The following is an 18,845-nucleotide window of genomic DNA, read 5'->3' on the forward strand; positions in this document are numbered from 1 at the left end:
TGCCCGTTGCTTCACCTGCTGCGAACGAAACCAATGAACGACGAACTCGAAGCCCGCATCCGCTCGGGCCAGGCGCTGTCCGAATCGATGGGCAATTTCCACGTGACCGGCTGGGACGCCGAGCACAAGACGCTGAAGGCCGCCTTCACCGTGCGGCGCGAGTACTGCCACACGAACGGCACGATCGCCCAGGGCGGCTTCATCACCGCCTGGCTCGACGCCGCCATGGCCCATGCGGTCATGCACGACACCGAGCAGGCGCAGACGGTCTTCAGCCTGGAGATCAAGGTGAGCTTCTACGAGAAGGTCGGCCCCGGCGAAGGCCGGGTCGAGGGGCGCGTGATCCGGCGCGGGAAGCGCGTGGCATTCCTCGAAGCCGCGCTCTACAACCCCGATGGGAAGCTGGCGGCCGAGGCCACGTCGACCGGGATACTGGCGAGCCTCTAGGCCCGCCCGACCTGGGCCTGTATTTCCCGGATCACCGCCTCTTTTTCCCGGTTGTAGACCTGCGGGTTGGCCGGGTCGATGCCGTGGGCGCGGTCCTTGGCTTCTTCGTACTTCCTGCGCAGGTCCGGGCGCCGGTCGAGCACTTCCATGAAGGCCAGCGAGTCCACGTGCACCGGGTCGCCGCGATGGCAGATGTGCAGGTTGAGGTTGAACCTGCGCCCATCGTGCAGCACGGACGCGCAGACGTAGGGCTTCTCGTCCGTGTCGACCCACACGGGGCGACGGTGAAATCCGAGGGCTTCGAATTCCGCCTGAGCCATGCGCAGGTCGTCATGAAGCGTGATCGCCGCGATGTCGACCATCGGCTTGCCGCGCAAACCGACGATGGCCGTGCTCCCGATGTGCACGAGTTCCACGCCCTCGAACTGCGCCTGCACATGGCGCTGCACCTGCGCGAACACCTCGGCGTACGCCGGGTCGTAGGGCAGGATGTGGCGCTGGTCCAGGCTCTCGTCGAAGGCGAGGAGCTTCATCGCACGATGCGCGCCAGCCAGGCCAGCAGCACGGCCACGACCTCGTCGCGGTTGGTCTCGTTGAGCGTCTCGTGACGCGCACCGCCAAACACATGGCACGACACGTCGCGCAGGCCGGCGTCGCGGTAGCGCTGCACCAGCGGGTAGAACCACTCGGCCTTGTTGCTGACCGGGTCCTGGTCGCCGGTGAACAGGTACAGCGGCAGCTCGGGCCGGATGCGCGTCTGCATCGCGGCGGGCGTGAGTTCGTCGAGGCTGGCGAACATGGAGCCCATGCCTTCGGCCGACACGGTGAAGCCGCACAGCGGGTCGGCGATGTAGGCGTCGACCTGCGCCGGATCGCGGCTGAGCCAGTCGAAGGGCGTGCGCACGTCGGGCAGCGCGGCGTTCATGTCTTCGAGACGGAAGCCGCTTTGCAGCGCGCCGCCCAGCAGGTCGAGCGCCGTGGTGCCCGACAGCACCGCGCCCGACAGCAACTCGCTGTGCCGCACCAGGTAGTACTGCGTGGCGAACGAGCCCATGCTGTGGCCGACGAGGATCAGCGGCAGCCCTGGGTGCTCGGCGCGTGCGTGACGGCTGAGCAGCGCCATGTCCTCCACGAGGCCGGCGAATCCGCGCGGGCCGAACTCGCCGAGCTCGTCGCGCGCGGCGGCGCCGGGGCCGTGGCCGCGGTGCTCGTTCGCGTAGACGGCGTAGCCGGCCTGCGTGAGCGCGTCGGCCAGCGGCCGGTAGCGCAGCGAATGCTCGCCCATGCCATGCGCCAACTGCACGATGGCGCGCGGCGCGGTGCCCTGCCAGCGGTGGGCCTCCACCGGATGGCCGTCGTTGGCGGTCAGTTCGAAGTGGGTCTCGGTGCTCGGCATGCGGGGTCCTCCAGGGAAGTGGATCTGCATCCTAATCGTTGACGGCCCGCAGCATGGCCTTGCGCAGCCACGCCTGCGCCGGGTCCTTGTCGGTCACTGCGCGCCAGGCCATCCGCAGCGGGTAGCTCGGGCTGTCGAAGGGCAGGGGCTCGCAGCGCAGGCCGCTTTGCGCCGACAGCGCCCGCGCCACGTGCTCGGGCACCGTGGCCAGCAGGTCGGTGCCGGCGAGCACGGCGGGCAGGCTGCCGAACTGCGGCACCGAGAAGAGCACGTCGCGCTGGCGTCCGAGTTCGCCCAGCGTTTCGTCGACGGTGCCGCACAGGTCGCCGGCATAGGTCACGAGCAGGTGGTGCCGGCGGCAGTAGTCGTCGAGCGACAGCCTGCCGGACGCCGTGTCGGCGCGGAGCACGGCAAAACGCGCGGTGCGGACCTTGCGCACCTTCGCATCGGCGGGCAGGTCTTTCAGGAACGACATCACTGCGCTGACACGGCCCTGGTCAAGGTAGCGCATGGCGTTGCGGTAGCAGACGGTGAGCGTCACCAGTTTGGCGCCGGGCACTTCGGTGCTCAGGGCGCGCAGCAGGCGGGGCAGCATCGCGATCTGCAGGTCGTCGGTCAGGCCGATGCGGAACACCGGTGCGGCGCGCGCCGGTTCGAAGTCGGCCTGCGCGCGGAACGTGGCCTCGATCTGCGCGAGCGCGGGGCCCAGGCCCTGCATCAGGGCGAGCGCCCGTGCGGTGGGCTCCATCACGCGGCCCTGGCGCACCAGCAGCGGATCGCCCGTGAGATCGCGCAGTCGCGCGAGCGCATGGCTCACCGCGGGCTGGCCGAGGTTCAGCCGCTCGGCAGCGCGGCTGACGTGGCGCTCGCGCATGAGCGCGGCCAGCACGGTGAGCAGGTTCAGGTCGATGCGGTTGAGTTCGATGGGTTTCATCGGGGTCCTGGCGTTATCGATGGTGCGCATAGCGACTATCCCGCGAATCGATTTCCTTGATGACGCCGCGGCCTCTAGATTGAAGCCATCGGTCATTCAAGAAAGAAGGAGAGTTGTCATGAGCAGGATGGTTCGCTTCCACGCATTCGGCGGTGCCGAGGTGCTGAGGGTCGAAGAGGTCGCAGTGCCGGCGCCGGGCGTTGGCGAAGTGCGCATCGCGGTGCAGGCCATCGGCCTGAACCGGGCCGACGCGTTGTGGCGCGAGAACCTGTACATCGAAGACGCGACGTTGCCGGCGGGGCTGGGCAACGAAGCCGCCGGCGTCATCGAGGCCGTGGGCGAGGGCGTCGAAGGGCTGCGCGTGGGCGACCGGGTCGCGGTGCTGCCGGGGGCGAGCCAGGGGCTGTATCCGACCTACGGCGACCGCATCCTCTTTCCGGCCGCGCACGTGGTGCGGTATCCCGCCAACCTGTCGGCCGCGCAGGCTGCGGGCGCCTACATGGCGTATCTCACGGGCTACTTCCCGATGTTCGAGATGGCGCGGCTGCAGCGCGGTCAGGTGATGCTCGTCACCGGGGCGTCATCGGGCACCGGCATCGCGGCGCTGCAGATGGCGCGCGTGGCGGGCATCGTCGCCATCGCGGTCACGCGCACGGCCGCCAAGCGCGACGCGCTGCGAGAAGCGGGCGCGACGCATGTGGTCGTGACGGACGAAGACGACGTGGTCGAGCGCGTGCTGGCGCTCACCGAGGGCCGCGGTGTCGACCTGGTGTACGACGGCGTGGGCGGCGCGCAGGTCGAGCGGCTCGGCGACGTGGTCGCGCATGGCGGCTGGTATGTGCTGTATGGCTTGTCGGGTGGCGCCGAATTCAGGTTTCCGGTGATTGCGCAGTTCCGCAAGAGCTGGCGCTTCCACGTCTACAAGGTGCTGGAGCACACGGGTGCTGCCACCATGGGTTTGCCGCGCGACGAAGGTGCATTGGGCCGTGCGCTGGCTTTCATCGATGCGGGCCTTGCCGATGGCACGCTGCATGTGCGCATCGACCGGAGCTTCGCGCTCGACGACGTGGTGCAGGCCCATCGCTACCTCGAGCGCGCCGGGCACATCGGCAAGGTCGTGCTCGAGGTCTGACCGGCGCTCAGGCGGCGGACGTCAGTCGGTACCAGGCCACGCCGTCGTCGGCGATGTCGCACGCGATCTCGCCGCGATGCCGCAGGTAGTTGAGGCAGGCGAGGCTTTCACCGGTGGCCATGCCCAGCAACGGCACGTCGGATTCGGCGATGCTTCGCGCGAACAGGCTCGTGAACACATCGACCGCGCGCTTCGGCGTTTTCAATGCATTGCGCAAGCGGTCGAGCGAGCGCTCCTGCCCGTGCTGCAGCCGGTCGATGCGCGCATGCAGGCCGCGGAAGCACTCGTTATGCGACGGCAGCACCAGCACGTCGTCGGGCACTTCGCGCTTGAGCTTGGCGAGCGACGCGAGCCAGTCGGCCATCGGGTCGGCGTCGGGTTCGACGGGCGAGACCGACACGTTGGACGAGATGCGGGGAAGGATCTGGTCGCCCGAGATCAGCACCTTCAGGTCGGGGCAGTACAGGCACGCGTGCTCGGGCGAATGGCCGTTGCCGGTGACGACGCGCCAGTCGTGCGCGCCGATGCGCAGCACCTCGCCGTCGCGCAGGCGCCGGAAGCTGTCGGGCAGCGGATGGATGTGCTTGCCGAAGTTGCCGAAGCGCGTGCGGTAGGTTTCGATGGCCGCCTCGCCCCAGCCGGCGCGCCGGTAGAAGGCGATGGCGTCGTCGGGCGCTTCGCGGCCGGTGTCGGACACCATCACGCGGCACATGAGGTATTCGGAGCGGGTCATCCACAGCCGCACGCCGAACTTGCGCGTGAGCCAGCCGGCCATGCCGACGTGGTCGGGGTGCATGTGCGTCACGAAGACGCGGGTGAGGCCGCGCGTGTCCGGCGAATTGGCGAACAGCTCGCGCCAGACCGCCACCGTTTCCTCGGTGCGCACGCCGGTGTCGACCACGGCCCAGCCGTCGCCGTCGTCCAGCGCCCACAGGTTGATGTGGTCGAGCGAATAGGGCAGCGGCATGCGGATCCAGTGGACCCCGCCGGCGACCTCGATCGACTTGCCGCGTGGCGGAAGCTCCGTAAAGGGATAAACGAGTTTGCCCTTGGCTGCTTCCGCCGACTCTTCCAAACCATCCATCGTGTTTCACCTCCAGAGGGTGAATTGTGAACCCGGTCGATATCCGGACCGGGTCACTTCGAAGACGATGGACGGTCGCGCTTACTTGCGGCGCGGGCGGGCGGCGCCCGGCGCCGAGGTCTGCGACGGGGCGGCGCCGCCGTCCACGCCCAGCCGGCCACCGCCGCCCAGGCCCTGGCCGCGCACCGTCTGCGCCTTGTAGTTGCGCAGCGAACGGACCATCTGGTTGAAGGCGTCCATGAAGGCCGCCGCGATCACCTTGCCCTGCGCGGTGTTGGTGTAGCCGCCGATGCCGCCGGCACCGCCGCGGCCACCGAGGCCGCCGAAGCCCGCGAAGTCGGTCTTGGAGGCGCTGCCTTCGGCGGCAGCCACCTGCACGCCCGAGCGGTTGTCGATGAGCGTCAGCAGCGCGCTGGCTTCCTTGGTCTGCAGGCTGGCGCCCACGGCCGCGATGGCGCGGCCACGGCCGCCGCCCACGAGGCCGCCGAGTGCGCCGCCGATGCCGCCGGCGTCGTTGTTGCTGAACACGATCTCGGGCGACAGACCGTAGTCGGAAGCCACCATCTGGCCGCGGCCGAAGTTGCTGCCGCCGCGCATCTCGCCCGATTGCATCAGCGCGCGTTCGCGCGTCATGGCGTTCATGCCGGCCGCGCCGCGCTCCACCACCACGAAGCAGTTCGACTGCTGCACCAGCAGGCGCAGCAGGTTGGCCGTGGGCGGCAGGCGGTATTCACCGGTGAGGATGGTGTACCAGCCGGCATTGACGTTCTCGATCAGCGAGACGGTGCCGAGCGGCGAGTCGCAGCGCTCGAGCTGGCTGCTCTCGCCCGAGGTGGCGCCGCCGGCGGCGCTGCCCGTGGCCGTGGTCTTGGCCGCCGGAGCGCCCATCTGCATGTCCATGGTCTGGCAACCGGAAAGTGCGAGCAGGCCCGCGAGTGCGCTGGCGAGAGAGAGTTTGGAAAAAGGCATGTCCCTGTCCATCAAATGAAAACAATGTGGCGTCCGCCCCACCGGCGGGGGCCGCGCCCGCGCGACGATACGGGCCGCCCGATGCGCGGGCCAGTGTCGAAAGTCACACGGTCAGGAACATTTGTGGCGCTTGTTGGGGCTTGGTTACAGTCCGAACTCCATTCGCAGGAGTTTTCAGATGGCCACAAAGAAGAGGAATATCGTGGGAGAAGCCGCCGTCGAACTGACGACGCAACAGGTGGCGCAGGCCCTTGCCATTGCCGGGGCGTCGGGCTACAGCGGCAGCGCCGATCCGTCGTTCGTGGGGGCGGTGCTGGTGGCGCTGGCGGTCAACACGAGTTCCGTCAGCGCGACCATCGACAGTGCGAAGAGCAGGGGCCCCGGCGTCGCCGGCGTGCTGCAGCACTGACCGGCCGGTGGGGCGCCGGCCTCCGGCCTGAACCGACGCACTTTCAGGTCGTGTAGTCGCCGCTGGCTTCCGGCTGGAACAGCACGGCGATCACGCGCGCGCTGTGTTCGCCACCGCCCGGCGTCTTCCAGCGCGCGACCGCGCCGGTCTTCTGGCCCAGCAGGCCGACGCCGACGGGCGAGAACACCGAGATGAAGCCCGTGGTCGGGTTCGCGTCGGCGGGATAGCAGATCACGATCTTCTGCCGCTGTCCGGCGGGCAGGTCTTCGATTTCCACCTGGGTGTACATCGTCACGATGTCCGAGGGCATTTCCCGTGACGGAAGGATGTCGGCCGTGTCGAGCAGATCGACCAGGGCCGGAGGAAGAGGCGTGTCCGCGAATTTGCTGAGACGGACGTAATCGAGTTCGGTGAGCGTGCGCTCCCCGTGAACGGTTGAAAGCATGAAGCACTCCAGATGAACGCAACCCGCCGTTCCAACAGACAGGGTCGCTACCGCGCGGTGTGGTGCCCGGCGGTCAAGGTGTGCGCATCAAGAAGAAGGTAGCGGACCGCCGGGCTCAGGAATGTGCGGACGTGCGTCGGAGGACCGACGTGGCCGCCGCGACGACGGCGCCCACACGACGACCGGCCGCTGCCATGGGCAGGGCTGCGCGCGCAGGGTATCGACGGGGCGAGAGGAGAGCCATGGGGCGCGAGTGTAGGGGATTCTGGCCAGATTGGCCAATTATGGCCCTACGGGTGCAGCGAGGAATTGCCGTGGAATCTCTGGGTTCAATCAGTAGAACGCCTGAATTGAAATCAAGAGCCTGTGATTCGAGATGACGTGAATGAGTGATGGAAAACGGGTGGGCAAGCACTCATCTTTACGAGATTTTCTGTGAGTTAGATATTTTCTTGGGCGCTGGGATTTCTCCGAAATTCATCGATGAATAATTTCTTGTGCCGCATCGAATGAGTAGTTTCAAATTAATTCTATGAGTTTGAATTCATTGAAAATATTATTTCATGAATAGGGATTTCGCCTTGGGTTGCTATTGTTGTCATTCAATCTCAATTGTTTTGACTCTCCCAGAAGCTTGAAGGCTTCAATTGAGGGGGCTTCAGGTCGAAAGAAATGGTGGATGCATTTTGTTTGTTCAATATGTCTCATTTGCGCATCCTCTGTTCTTTTGTTTGATTGCCATAAAAGCCCCGAGACATAAGAATTCAGTACGCAAAAATCCAAGTGGCCGATTGCCTTTAATTGCAAGCAATGCTGGTCATTTGTTTGCAATAAGAAGTTGATTGCAAATTTTGCGCGTGAATTTCAAATATTGTTAATTGGGGTTTGAATGACAGCATCCACATGGGACTTGTTCTTGTCGTCGTCGCGAGGCCGCGCAGGGGCGGTCCACCCGCTGATCCGCGCAGGCCTGGTCCTGCTTGCCGCAGGCGCCGCGACCGTCGCGTTCGCGCAACCCACTGCTTCGCTGGAGGCGCCGCGCGCACCTGCCGCGACCCAGGCCGTGACCGTCGTCCTCGCCCAGTCGAAGGTGGTCAAGGGGCCCGACGGCAATGAACAGTTCCAGGACGCGGCCACCATCAAGCCGGGTGACGTCATCGAATACAAGGCCACCTACACCAACAACACGGGCAAACCGGTCAAGGGCCTCGTGGCCGATCTGCCGATCCCCGAGGGGCTGGAATACCTGCCGCGCAGCGCCAAGCCAGGTGCCAGCCTCGTGAAAGCCGCCACCAAGACCGCCGTCTTCGAGCCCGAGCCGCTCGTTCGCAAACTGCCCGGCGGCAAGACCGAACCCGTTCCCTACAGCGAGTACCGCATGCTGCGCTGGAGCCTGGGCCAGTTGCCCGCAAACGGCAGCCTCGCCGTGAGCGCGCGCGCCAAGGTCGAAACCGGCGCGCCGCCAACGGCTGTGCCTCCCACGCCCGCCACGCCGCCCCCGCGCGGCAAGTAAAGGCCGCGCCGGCCCTCGCGCGCTGCGCGAGGCGAGGGCGCCCGCCTTTTCCATGGATCTCTTGTTTCTGAGTGCCAGTCGGCAGGTACGCGTTCGCCCATCGAAACGTACCGGCCAGGTTCTTTCGTGTTCCCGTTCATCGACAACAGAGGAGAAAACTACGTGATTCCCACCCAGCCAACCCAACGCGCCAGCGGCTGCAAGCCGTGCGCGCCCTGGGCAGGCGCCGCAGCGTTGACGCTGGGCTTCCTTTTCGGAAGCCCGGCTGCATTTGCCGCGTCGCCGCCCGCCAACACCGTCATCGGCAACCAGGCGTCCGCCAGCTATTCGGACGCCGCCGGGACGACCCAGGTCGCGACCTCCAACCTGGTGCAGACCACCGTTCTCCAGGTGGGCTCGTTCACGCTCGACAGCGTCAACCAGGTCACGACGACCATCGTCAACACCAAGTCCGGCGCGGCCGGCGCCACGGTCTATGCGCCTCACGTGCTGACCAACACCGGCAATGGCGTCGACACCTTCGCCCTCACGGTCAAGGCCGACGCGGGCAAGTTCTCGCGCGTCGAGGTCTTTGCCGATGCCGACGGCAACGGGCTGCCCGACAGCACGACGGCGCTCTGTTCGGCGACCGATGCGAACGTCTGCACGGTGACCCCGGCGCAGAGCGTGCCCGGCAACAACGGCGCATTCCGCTTCGTCGTGGCCTACACGATCCCGGGCTCGGCCAGCGGCACCGGCAATTTCGATGCGGCAACCATCACCGCCACCCCGGGCACCCCGGCGCTGTACACCGCGCCGAACACCTCGGCGGCCGACAAGGACGAGGTCAAGCTGGCCACCGATGCGGTGTTTAATGTCACCAAGGCGATCGGTGTTCCATTGGTCGCCGCACCTGGCGGCGGCGCATGGCCGGCCCCGTCGGCCAGCGGGCCGCGCTCTTCCGCTGCCTGTACCGCCACGAGCTGGACAGCCGGTCTCGCATCGAACGCGAACTGCCAGTACTCGGTCTACACCCTCACGTTCAACAACACGGGCGGCGCGCCGGGCAAGTTCGCGCTGTCCGACGTGCTGCCTGCAGGGTTGACCTACGTCACCGGTTCGGCCGTGTGGAGCGGTGCGTCGGGCACGGCGCTGGGTGACGGTGCGGCCGGCGATCCGTCGGGCATCGACTTCCAGGTGACCGGCAACACGCTGAATGCCGTGGTGGCTTCGCTGAGTCCGAACGTGACGCAGACGCTGAGCTTCGTGGTGCTGGTGAACAGTACCGCGGCGGTCGGCACGTCCACCACCACCAACGTGGCCCGCTACAACCCCGCGAACGCGGATGCCAATGCCCCTCCGGCGATCACCGCGGTGGCCATTGGCACCGTCGGCTCGACCACCAATCCGGCGGCCTACACCGTCCTGGCGCGTTTCGGCATCGTGGTGGGTTCCAACCCGTCCACGGCTGCAACGGCACTCGACGCGACACCCGGCACGCCGAACCCCGCCGGCCAGGACCTGACCACGAAGACGTTGGCTGTCACGGGCGGCAGTGTCCGTTTCCCGCAAACCGTGTTCAACACGGGCGGCGCCTCGGATGCCGTGAACCTGTCGATCTCCGCCAGCACCTTCCCGGCCGGCACGAGCTTCCAGTTCTTCGCGGCCGACAGCGGCGCACCGCTGCTGGACACGAACGGCGACGGCGTTCCCGACACAGGCCCGATTCCGGCCGGCGTGAGCCTCAACATCGTGACGCAGGTGCAACTGCCACCGGGCACGGTGGGCGGCGCCTACGTGGCCACCGTGCTCGGTCGCTCCGTGAACGACAACACGAAGATCGATGCGACCGAAGACCGCCTCGAGCGCGTGATCGAGACCCTGGTCGACCTGACCAACACGAAGCTTGGTACAGGCACCGGCGGCGTCGCCAACGGTGACCTCGGGGCGGGCCCCAGCCCGTTGCCGACGCAGGTTCACGACACGGGTGCCGGCACCGGCACGGTCTTCACGCTGTGGGTGAAGAACCATGACGTGATCGACGCGACCTACAACCTTGCCGCCAGCCAGACGACCGGTTTCCCGGGCGCGCTGCCGGCAGGCTGGACGGTCAAGTTCGTGGCGTTTGGCGGCACCTGTGCATCGCCGGCCATCTCGAACCTCGCGGTCATCGCCGGGGGGCAGCAGGCGGTCGAAGCGTGCGTCACGCCGCCTTCCTCGCAAGCTGCCGTCACAGCAGTGAAGATCTACTTCAAGGTGCAATCCACTGCGGTGGCCTCGACCGGCGGCATCGCTTCCGACGTCAAGACCGACGCCGTGACGGTGACCTCGACGGCCCTTCAGCTGGGCGCCTCGCTCACGCCGAACAACAACGGCCAGGTCGCACCCGGCGGCACCGTGGTGTATGCCCACACGCTGACCAACATCGGCGCCCAGAGCTGCGGCGCGTACACGCTGACAGCCAAGGTGCCTGCGGCAGATGAGGCGCAAGGCTGGACCACCGCGGTCTACCTCGACGTCAACGGCGACGGACAGATCGATGCTGGCGACACGCCGGTGAATGGTCCGCTGGCAAGCCTGCCGGCCCGTGCAGAGCAGAAGCTGCTGGTGCGCGTGTTCGCGCCGGGTGGCGTGAGTGCGGGTGTCAGCAACACTACGACGGTGACGGCCACCTTCACCGATCCGGCCCCCAACTGCGGTACGCCCTCGGCCACCGACATCACGGCCGTGATCACCGGCCAGATCCGCGTCCTCAAGACGCAGGCGCCCGACGCGAACTGCGACGGCGTGGCTGATGTCCCGGGGTTTGCGGCAACGTCGCTGCAGCTGAAGCCGGGCCAGTGCATCGTCTACCAGGTCGTTGCCACCAACGAAGGCGTCGTGCCGGTGACCAACATCGCCATCAACGACGCACTGCCGGCGTACACCGTCCTGAGCGCGAAGCAGCCTGCATTGCAATGTGAAGCCCCGGGCATTGGCGGTACGACGCCGCCGGCCTTTGCATCGACCGCCACCGCGGTGAGCTGCGGCAGTACGGCCAACACCGTGGCCCCGGGTGGAAAGGTCACGCTGACCTTCGCCGTGCAGATCAACCCCTGATCTGACATCGGCGCCGCCGAAGGTCCCGCAAGGGCCGTCGGCTGTTTCCCGCGAGGCCCGGGTTCGCCCCGGCGCCTCGCCTGTTTCCCCTGCCGCTTTCGTGCACATCGCTGCATGCAAGCCGTGCCTTGCCGGCCCTCGAGGCGGCAGAGGAAAGAGTTCTTCGACTGTTTGACGTGTCTCCCGCAGCGGGAGGTGCGAGGGAAGGTTCACCGCGTGCCATTTCTTCTTTCTTCTTCGCGTGCCGGCTTGCCTCGGTGGTGGGGCTGCGGGGCGCTCGCGCGCAGCGCGATGGCGGCCTTCAGCCTCGCACTGGCCATCGCATTGGCGCTCGCCATGCTGTTCGCACCGGTCGCGCAGGCGGCGCCCGCGCCCGGCGGCGTCGTGATCCGCAGCATCGCGACGGGCACCTACGTCCCTGCCGGCCTCGACCGCAGCGAGACGGCCATCTCCAATGCCGTGACCGCCAGCGTGCTGCCCGTGGAGGCGCTTTCGCTCACGCAGGACCAGCGCGTGAACCGCCCGCCCGGGACCGTCGTCACGCTGAGCCACTTGCTCACCAACACCGGCAACGTGGCTTCGCGCTACACCCTGGGGCTCGTCAACGACGGCGCGGGGTGCCCGGCCGACGGGCTCGACCTGTCGGCGTTGCGCGTGGCGCGCGACGCCAACCACAACGGCGTCGTCGACGCCTCCGATCTGGTGCTGCTGCCCGGTGCCGCCGGCACGCTCGCGCTGGAGCCCGGCCAGACGGCCGAACTGCTGGTGCAGGGCACCATTCCCGCCGCGGCCAGCGGCAGCGCCTGCGTGGTGCTGAGCGCGATCACCGCCCTGCAGGGCGCGAGCGCGAGCAATCGCGACACGGTGGACGTGGGCAGCGTCGCCGTGCTCGCGCTGGTCAAGTCGGCCAGCCATGCGGGAGCCGTCGTGCCCGGCAGCACGCGCATCGACTTCAGCATCTCGGGCACCAACACCGGCGCGCGCGACGCGCAGCCCGGCGGCGCGGCCGCGCCCACCGGCACGCAGGTGCTGGTCAACGGCAGCCCGCGCAGCCTGCTGCTGCTGCGCGACCTCGTGCCCACCGGCACGCGCTACCTGCCTGGCAGCCGTGCAGAGCACGGCGGCCGGCGCGGTGCGCCTGTTCCGCATGCCCGGCGACGCCGACTTCAGCTATCGCACCGCCGAAGACGGCGCGGCGATCGAAGTGGCCATCGGCGTGCCCACTGCGCTCGCGCGCAATGCTTCCATCGCCATGCAGTTCGCGGTGCAGGTCAAGGCCGATCACACCGGCGATATCCGCAACACCGCGCACAGCCAGTACAACGACGGCGTCGCGCCCGCCGCGTCGCCGTCGAACACGGTGGTGATCGCGATGGCGCAGCCGCAAGGCCAGGGCCGCATCGGCGTCGCCAAGGCCGCCTCCACGCCGCGCATGCACCGCGGCGCGGACGGCCAACCCGACGGCACGGCCACCGTCACCTTCGACGTCCACGTGCGCAACTACGGCACGACCGTGCTGCACGGCGTGCAGCTGGCCGACGTGCTCGAAGGGCAGGGCGCCGCGCAGTTCGGCACCCGCACGACCGCCGCGGTGCCGGGCGCGCGCCAGTACACCGTGGTGCCCGGAACCCTGGCCATCGTCGGCGGTCCGGGCAACGGCGTGGCCGGCACGGTGGCGGCCGTCAACGCCGCATTCAACGGCACGGCCTCCGCGCAGGACCTGCTCGCACCCGGTGCGGTGCTGCCCGTGGGCGGCCAGTTCACGGTGCGTTTCGACGTGCGCTTTCACGTGTCGGGTCGCGCGGGCACGCTGCTCAACACCGTGCGCGCACAGGCCGCGCTCGCCGCCGGCGGCCCGCCCACCGTCTTCGACGACTCCGTCAACGGCAGCAACCCCGACGCCGACGGCGACGGCAACCCCGGCAACGACACCTCGCCCACGCCGGTGCAGCTGCAGCAGCCCGTGCTCTCGCTCGTGAAGAGCGTCTCGCAGCCGCGCCGCGTGGCAGAGGGCGTCTACGAACTCGACTACCGCTTCAAGGTCGACAACACCGGTGCAGCCCCGGCCCCGAACGTGCGCGTGATCGACAACCTCGATTGCACCTTCGACATGGACAAGCCCGACGGCCTCGTCGCCGCCTGGGAACTCGTCGGCGCGCCCAAGGTGCGCCACGGCGTGCTGCAGATCGCATCCGGCTTCACCGGCCGCGCCGCCTGCGACCGCGAGGCTGCCGCCAGCGCCGATCCCTTCAAGCTGCCGATGCAGGCCGCACTTGGCCTCACCGACGGCAGCCGCGCCCTGGCACCCGGCCAGAGCGAAGACATCGAATTCACCGTGCGCGTCACCCGCAAGCCTTCCAGCAACGGCACCCGCGTGCCGTTCACCAACAAGGCCTGGGCCGCCGCGTTCGAGCAGAACACCGCCCCTGCGTCGTCGGCTGCGCTCGTCACCGCGAGCGCCAGCAGCGCGTCCTCCATGCTGGCCGACCCGCAGGGCGTGGTCTACAACGCCGTCACCCGCCAACCGGTGGCCGGCGCCGTCGTCACCTTCACCCGCCAGTCGTGCAGCGACGGCGCTGCCCGGCCGATGGCCCTGGCCGAGGTGTTCGGCGGCGACAGCGGCGTCTACCGCGCCAACGCCGACGGCAGCCTGTCGATGACCACCGGCGCCGACGGCGGCTACCAGTTCTATTTCCTGTCGCCGCCGGTCACCGGCAGCTGCACCTATGCGCTGGGCGTGGCGCCGCCCGCGGGCAGTGCCTACGCGGCGCCTTCGCAGCTCATCCCCGCCACGCCCGGTACCTTCGACCGCTGCGGCGCCATCGTCCCGAACGCTGCGTCGCCGCAGGGTGCGGAGCCCACCACCCATCACTTCTCGCTCAAGGCCGGGTTCGAGTCCTCGGGCGCAGCCTGCGACGTGCTGCACAACCACATCCCGCTCGACCCGGGCAACGTGCTCGGCCTCGTGCTGCGCAAGGAAGGCAGCAAGCGCCAGGTCGAGTTCGGCGATTTCCTCGACTACGCGCTGGTCGTCACCAACAAGACCGGCTTTCCCGTCACCGGCCTCAGTCTCTCCGACCAGTTGCCGCCGGGCTTCGCCTACGTGGCCGGTAGTGCGCGGCTAAACGGTGCGGCCACGGCCGATCCCGTGGGCGGGGCCGGTCCGCGGCTGGTCTTCAACCATCCCGGCCTCGCGCTCGGCATCGACCAGTCCGCAACGGTGCGCTACCGCGTGCGCGTCGGTGTCGGCGCACCGACGAACGGCGACGCCGTCAACCGTGCCCGCGCCAGTTCCGGCCCGATGCAGTCGAACCTCGCCCAATGGACTGTGCGCGTGACCGGCGGCGTGTTTTCCGACGATGCCTTCCTCTTCGGCAAGGTCTACATGGACTGCCGCCGCGACGGCCGCCAGCAGGGCGTCGACGAAATCGGCGTGCCCGGCGTGCGCCTGTACATGGAAGACGGCACGCACGTCATCACCGACGTCGAAGGCAAGTGGAGCCTGTACGGCCTCAAGCCCGTGACCCACGTGCTGCGCCTGGACCAGACCACGCTGCCGCTGGGCGCCAAGCTCGAAGCGCTCGACAACCGCAATGCCGGGCGCCCCGACAGCCGCTTCGTCGATCTCAAGAAGGGCGAATTCCACAAGGCCAACTTCGTCGTCGCCAACTGCGACGCACCGGCGGTGATGAGCGACGTCATCGCGCGGCGCGAGGCCATCGCCGCCGTGCCCGACACCGAGGCCGAAGCCCAGGTGCGCATGCGCCTGGACCCCGAAGGCCGGATCGTCCCCGTGGGTGACCGGCGCGCGCTGCCTGCCAGCGGCGAGGTGCGCGCGGGCGGCAGCACTGGCACCAGCAACACGCAGGCCAACTCGGCGCCGCTGATCGCAATGCCCACCGCACCGGCGTCGCCCAGCAGCTTCATCGGCGGCGCGTCGGGCAGCCAGGGCAGCACGCTCGGCGCGGCGACCGGTGGCGCCGCGGCGGATGGCGCATCCCCCGTGGGCAGCCTTTTCTCCGGCATGCGCGTGTCCCGCGGCATGGCGCAGCCGACCGCTGCTGTAGCGCCGCCGCAAGCCGTCCCCAGCCCCATCGACCTCGAAGCCTTGCTGCCTCGCATCGAAAGCAACGCCCTCGGCTTCATCAACCTGCGCGACGGCGACACCTTGCCCTCGACCTCGCTCAACGTGCGCGTCAAGGGCGAGGCTGGCCTGGCGCTGCGCCTGAGCGTCAACGGCCAGGGCGTCGAGGAGCGCCGCGTCGGCAAGAAGACCGAGCAGGCCAGCCGCCGGATCGGCGCCTGGGAATACATCGGCATCGTGCTGCGGCCCGGCGTCAACCGCCTCGTGCTCGAAGCCGTCGATCCGTTCGGCAACGTGCGCGGCGCGGCGCAGCAGATCAGCGTCACCGCGCCCGACAAGCTCGGCGCCATCCACATCGACGTGCCCGCCTCGGCGCAGGCCGACCTGCGCACGCCTGTCGTCGTGAAGGTGCGCCTGACCGACGCGGCCGGCGTGCCCGTGACCGCGCGCACGCAGCTCACGCTCGAGACCGACCGCGGCCGCTGGCTCGACGAAGACCTGAACCCCGCCGAGCCCGGCACCCAGGTCTTCATGGACGGTGGCGTGGCCGATTTCCGCCTGCTGCCGCCCGGTGAACCCGGCGACGCACGCCTGCGCGTGACGGCCGCGAGCTTCACGGCCGAGGCGCGCCTGGCGCTGCTGCCCGAGCTGCGCCCGATGATCGGCGTGGGCATCGTCGAAGGCGTGCTCGACTTCACCAAGCGCGGCCAGGTGCCGCTGGGCGCGATGCCCGCGGGCGCGGCCTTCGAGGCCGAGCTGTCCGGCCTGGCCGACGAGGGCAACGACAAGCGCCGCGCGGCCGCGCGCGCTGCCTTCTTCTTCAAGGGCGCGGTCAAGGGCGAGTACCTGCTCACCGCCGCCTACGATTCCGACAAGACGCGCAAGGACCGCCTGTTCCGCGACATCCGCCCCGACGAGTTCTACCCCGTGTACGGCGACTCGTCCGCGAAGGGTTTTGACGCCCAGAGCACGCAGAAGCTCTACGTGCGCATCGACAAGAACCGCTCCTACCTGCTGTACGGCGACTTCAGCACCGCCAGCAGCACCGAGGTGCGCAGCCTGAGCCAGGTCAGCCGTTCGCTCACCGGCCTCAAGCACGTCTACGACGACGGCGAGGTGCGCACCACCACCTACGCCTCGCGCACCGCGCAGACCCAGCAGGTGGAGGAGTTCCGCGCGGTCGGCACCTCGGGCCCGTACTACCTGGGCGCCCGGGGCGGCGAGTTCGTCGAGAACAGCGAGCAGGTCGAGATCGTGGTGCGCGACCGCAACCAGCCCGACCTCGTGCTGCAGCGCTCGACCGTGACGCGCTTCGTCGACTACACCGTCGAGCCGCTCACGCGCCGCCTGCTGTTCACGCGCGCCATCGCGTCGGTCGACCCCAACCTCAACCCGCAGTCGATCCGCGTCACCTACGAGGTCGACGCGGGCGGCCCCAAGTTCACCGTGGCCGGTGCCGACGTGCAGCTCAAGGTGGCCAAGAACCTGCAGGTCGGCGTCGTCGCGGCCATCGACGAGAACCCCGAGAACCGCCGCAAGCTCGGCGCCGTCACCGCCCTGGTGCGCCTGGGTGAGCACACCACCGTCGCCGGCGAATGGGTGCAGACCGATTCCGACCGCAACGGCAAGGGCAGCGGCGCCCGCGTCGAGTTGCGCCACCAGGGCGAAGACCTGGCCGTGGCCGCGCTCGCGAGCAAGACCAGCACCGGCTTCGACAACCCCGGCGCGAGCTTCTCGGCCGGGCGCACCGAAGCCTCGGCGCGCGCCGAGTACCGGCTCGACGCCGCCACCGCGCTGCGCGGTGAACTGCTCTACGGCCAGGACGCCCTGCGCGAAGGTACCCGCCGCGGCATCACCGCCAGCGTGCAGCGAAAGTTCGGCGAGCAGCTGGTGGGCGAGTTCGGCCTGCGCCACGGGCACAACGGCGTGGGCCTGGGCAGCGGCTCGGGCTTCGACTACGGCCAGATCTCCACCTACAGCAGCAACCTGGGCAGCGGCGTGGCCGCCAACAACGTCACCGCGCTCGGTGCGGCGGCCAACGCCGGCACCCAGGCCAACGCCAACGACGACGACCTGACCACCGTGCGCGCCCGCCTGTCGGCGCAGGTGCCGGGCCTGCCGCAGGCCCATGTGTTCGTCGAAGGCGAGCAGGACATCCGCAAGTCCGATCGCCACGTGCTCGCCGTGGGCGGCAACTACGCCGTCACCGACAAGACGCGCCTGTACGGCCGCTACGAACTGGTCTCCAGCCTCTACGGGCCGTACGAGCTGAACGCGGGGCAGTCGAACAACGTGGGCATCCTCGGCATCGAGAGCGCCTACATGGAGGGCGGGCGCGTGTACAGCGAGTACCGCCTGGCCGACAGCCTCGACGGGCGCGCGGCACAGGCCGCCACGGGCGTGCGCAACACCTTCCGGGTCGACGACCACTGGCGCCTGACCGGCGGCGTCGAGCACACGCGCCAGATCGGCGGGCTGCGCAACAGCGGCAACAACGGCACCGGCCACGCCAGCGGCCTGACGGGCGACTCCACCGCCATCACCGGCGGCGTGGAATACACCGACGCGCGCATCAAGGCCAGCGGCATCCTCGAAGGCCGCCACGGCGACGACGCAGACACGCGCCTGTTCAGCGCGGGCTTCGGCTTCAAGATCGATGCGTCATGGAGCCTGCTGGCGCGCAGTGTGATGAGCGCCAGCGAAGGGCAGGGCGCCAACGCCGGCAACGCGCACCATCTGGCGCGCCACCAGATCGGCCTGGCCTACCGCCCGGTCGACACCGACACCTGGAACGCGCTCATGCGCTACGAGCGCCGTTCCGAGCGCGTCACCGGTACCGGCAGTTCGACCGGCGCACTCGACGGCGCCAGCGTCTTCGGTGCGGGCAACGGCAGCGCAGCGCTGCCCGGGCGCACCAGCGCCGACATCGTCTCGGCCCACCTCAACTACAACCCGCGCCCCGGCACCATGATCAACGGGCGCTACGCCGCCAAGTGGTCGCGCGCCGACGACGGCCTGCTGCGCAGCACCTACTGGGCGCATCTGCTGCAGGCGCGCTACACGCAAGACCTCAACGACAGCTGGGACCTGGGCGTGCAGGCCGGCCTGTTGCGCGGCAAGGGCGGCGGCCTGCAGAAGACCTTGGGCATCGAAGTCGGCTACCAGGTCATGAAGGACCTGTGGGTGTCGGCGGGCTACAACTTCGTGGGCCTGAAAGACCGCGACCTGGCGGCCAACGACTACACGAGCAAGGGCGCATACATCCGGCTGCGTTTCAAGTTCGACGAGACGGCGCTGGGTGCCGCGTCGGCGGGCGCAGCAGCCCCCGTGAAAGACGAGCGGACCGATCGATGA

At 68.8% G+C, this 18,845-nt stretch carries 14 protein-coding genes; 6 read left to right on the forward strand and 8 right to left on the reverse strand.

Annotated elements, in window-relative coordinates; all coding sequences use genetic code 11:
• The first annotated feature begins 33 nt into the window (after positions 1-33).
• The gene (locus tag AC57B8_RS23455) at positions 34-447 is read left to right on the forward strand and encodes a PaaI family thioesterase (protein ID WP_062478117.1); all 414 of its coding nucleotides are present in this window, start codon (positions 34-36) and stop codon (positions 445-447) included.
• On the opposite strand, the gene AC57B8_RS23460 is transcribed toward AC57B8_RS23455, so the two are convergent.
• The 3 genes from AC57B8_RS23460 to AC57B8_RS23470 are packed head-to-tail and all read right to left on the reverse strand — an operon-like array spanning position 444 to position 2,777.
• Positions 444-980: a GrpB family protein gene (locus AC57B8_RS23460; RefSeq protein ID WP_496480900.1), complete on the reverse strand. Its 537-nt coding sequence runs from the start codon at positions 978-980 to the stop codon at positions 444-446. The genes AC57B8_RS23455 and AC57B8_RS23460 overlap by 4 nt on opposite strands.
• Positions 977-1,843 (reverse strand): alpha/beta fold hydrolase, encoded by an 867-nt coding sequence (locus AC57B8_RS23465; protein ID WP_496480901.1) that lies wholly within the window; start codon positions 1,841-1,843, stop codon positions 977-979. The genes AC57B8_RS23460 and AC57B8_RS23465 overlap by 4 nt, the downstream gene beginning before the upstream one ends.
• A gap of 31 nt (positions 1,844-1,874) precedes the next feature.
• Entirely contained in the window at positions 1,875-2,777 is a 903-nt protein-coding gene (locus AC57B8_RS23470; protein WP_496480902.1) for a LysR family transcriptional regulator, read from the reverse strand.
• A 118-nt stretch (positions 2,778-2,895) separates the two neighbouring features.
• Between AC57B8_RS23470 and AC57B8_RS23475 the strand changes: the two genes are divergently transcribed.
• Positions 2,896-3,909 carry a zinc-dependent alcohol dehydrogenase family protein gene (locus AC57B8_RS23475; protein WP_496480903.1) on the forward strand — a complete coding sequence of 338 codons (1,014 nt, stop codon included), beginning with the start codon at positions 2,896-2,898 and terminating at the stop codon, positions 3,907-3,909.
• Positions 3,910-3,916: 7 nt separating this feature from the next.
• On the opposite strand, the gene AC57B8_RS23480 is transcribed toward AC57B8_RS23475, so the two are convergent.
• Both AC57B8_RS23480 and AC57B8_RS23485 read right to left on the reverse strand, forming a co-directional pair.
• Positions 3,917-4,993 (reverse strand): MBL fold metallo-hydrolase, encoded by a 1,077-nt coding sequence (locus AC57B8_RS23480; protein WP_496480904.1) that lies wholly within the window; start codon positions 4,991-4,993, stop codon positions 3,917-3,919.
• Between the two features lie 81 nt (positions 4,994-5,074).
• Positions 5,075-5,962 carry a CsgG/HfaB family protein gene (locus AC57B8_RS23485; RefSeq protein WP_095950180.1) on the reverse strand — a complete coding sequence of 296 codons (888 nt, stop codon included), beginning with the start codon at positions 5,960-5,962 and terminating at the stop codon, positions 5,075-5,077.
• Positions 5,963-6,140: 178 nt separating this feature from the next.
• On the opposite strand from AC57B8_RS23485, the gene AC57B8_RS23490 reads away from it, so the two are divergent.
• Positions 6,141-6,371 (forward strand): hypothetical protein, encoded by a 231-nt coding sequence (locus tag AC57B8_RS23490; RefSeq protein WP_062472430.1) that lies wholly within the window; start codon positions 6,141-6,143, stop codon positions 6,369-6,371.
• 43 nt (positions 6,372-6,414) lie between these two features.
• Here the strand turns inward: AC57B8_RS23490 and AC57B8_RS23495 are convergent, their stop codons facing one another.
• Positions 6,415-6,816: a GreA/GreB family elongation factor gene (locus AC57B8_RS23495; RefSeq protein WP_496480905.1), complete on the reverse strand. Its 402-nt coding sequence runs from the start codon at positions 6,814-6,816 to the stop codon at positions 6,415-6,417.
• Positions 6,817-7,705: 889 nt separating this feature from the next.
• Here AC57B8_RS23495 and AC57B8_RS23500 point away from each other — a divergent pair.
• Together AC57B8_RS23500 and AC57B8_RS23505 are read left to right on the forward strand one after the other, a co-directional pair.
• Positions 7,706-8,329 (forward strand): hypothetical protein, encoded by a 624-nt coding sequence (locus tag AC57B8_RS23500; RefSeq protein ID WP_496480906.1) that lies wholly within the window; start codon positions 7,706-7,708, stop codon positions 8,327-8,329.
• A 162-nt stretch (positions 8,330-8,491) separates the two neighbouring features.
• Positions 8,492-11,407, forward strand: coding sequence for a beta strand repeat-containing protein (locus tag AC57B8_RS23505; RefSeq protein ID WP_496480907.1), 2,916 nt, complete (start codon positions 8,492-8,494; stop codon positions 11,405-11,407).
• A 209-nt stretch (positions 11,408-11,616) separates the two neighbouring features.
• On the opposite strand, the gene AC57B8_RS23510 is transcribed toward AC57B8_RS23505, so the two are convergent.
• Together AC57B8_RS23510 and AC57B8_RS23515 are read right to left on the reverse strand one after the other, a co-directional pair.
• Positions 11,617-11,805 carry a hypothetical protein gene (locus AC57B8_RS23510; protein WP_496480908.1) on the reverse strand — a complete coding sequence of 63 codons (189 nt, stop codon included), beginning with the start codon at positions 11,803-11,805 and terminating at the stop codon, positions 11,617-11,619.
• A 186-nt stretch (positions 11,806-11,991) separates the two neighbouring features.
• The gene (locus AC57B8_RS23515) at positions 11,992-12,489 is read right to left on the reverse strand and encodes a hypothetical protein (RefSeq protein WP_496480909.1); all 498 of its coding nucleotides are present in this window, start codon (positions 12,487-12,489) and stop codon (positions 11,992-11,994) included.
• 26 nt (positions 12,490-12,515) lie between these two features.
• Here AC57B8_RS23515 and AC57B8_RS23520 point away from each other — a divergent pair, with 26 nt between their 5' ends.
• A complete protein-coding gene (locus AC57B8_RS23520) occupies positions 12,516-18,845 on the forward strand; it encodes a hypothetical protein (protein WP_496480910.1) in 6,330 nt (2,109 codons plus the stop codon).

The organism is Variovorax sp. BGA-UO-ETr-C22, assembly GCF_059567965.1.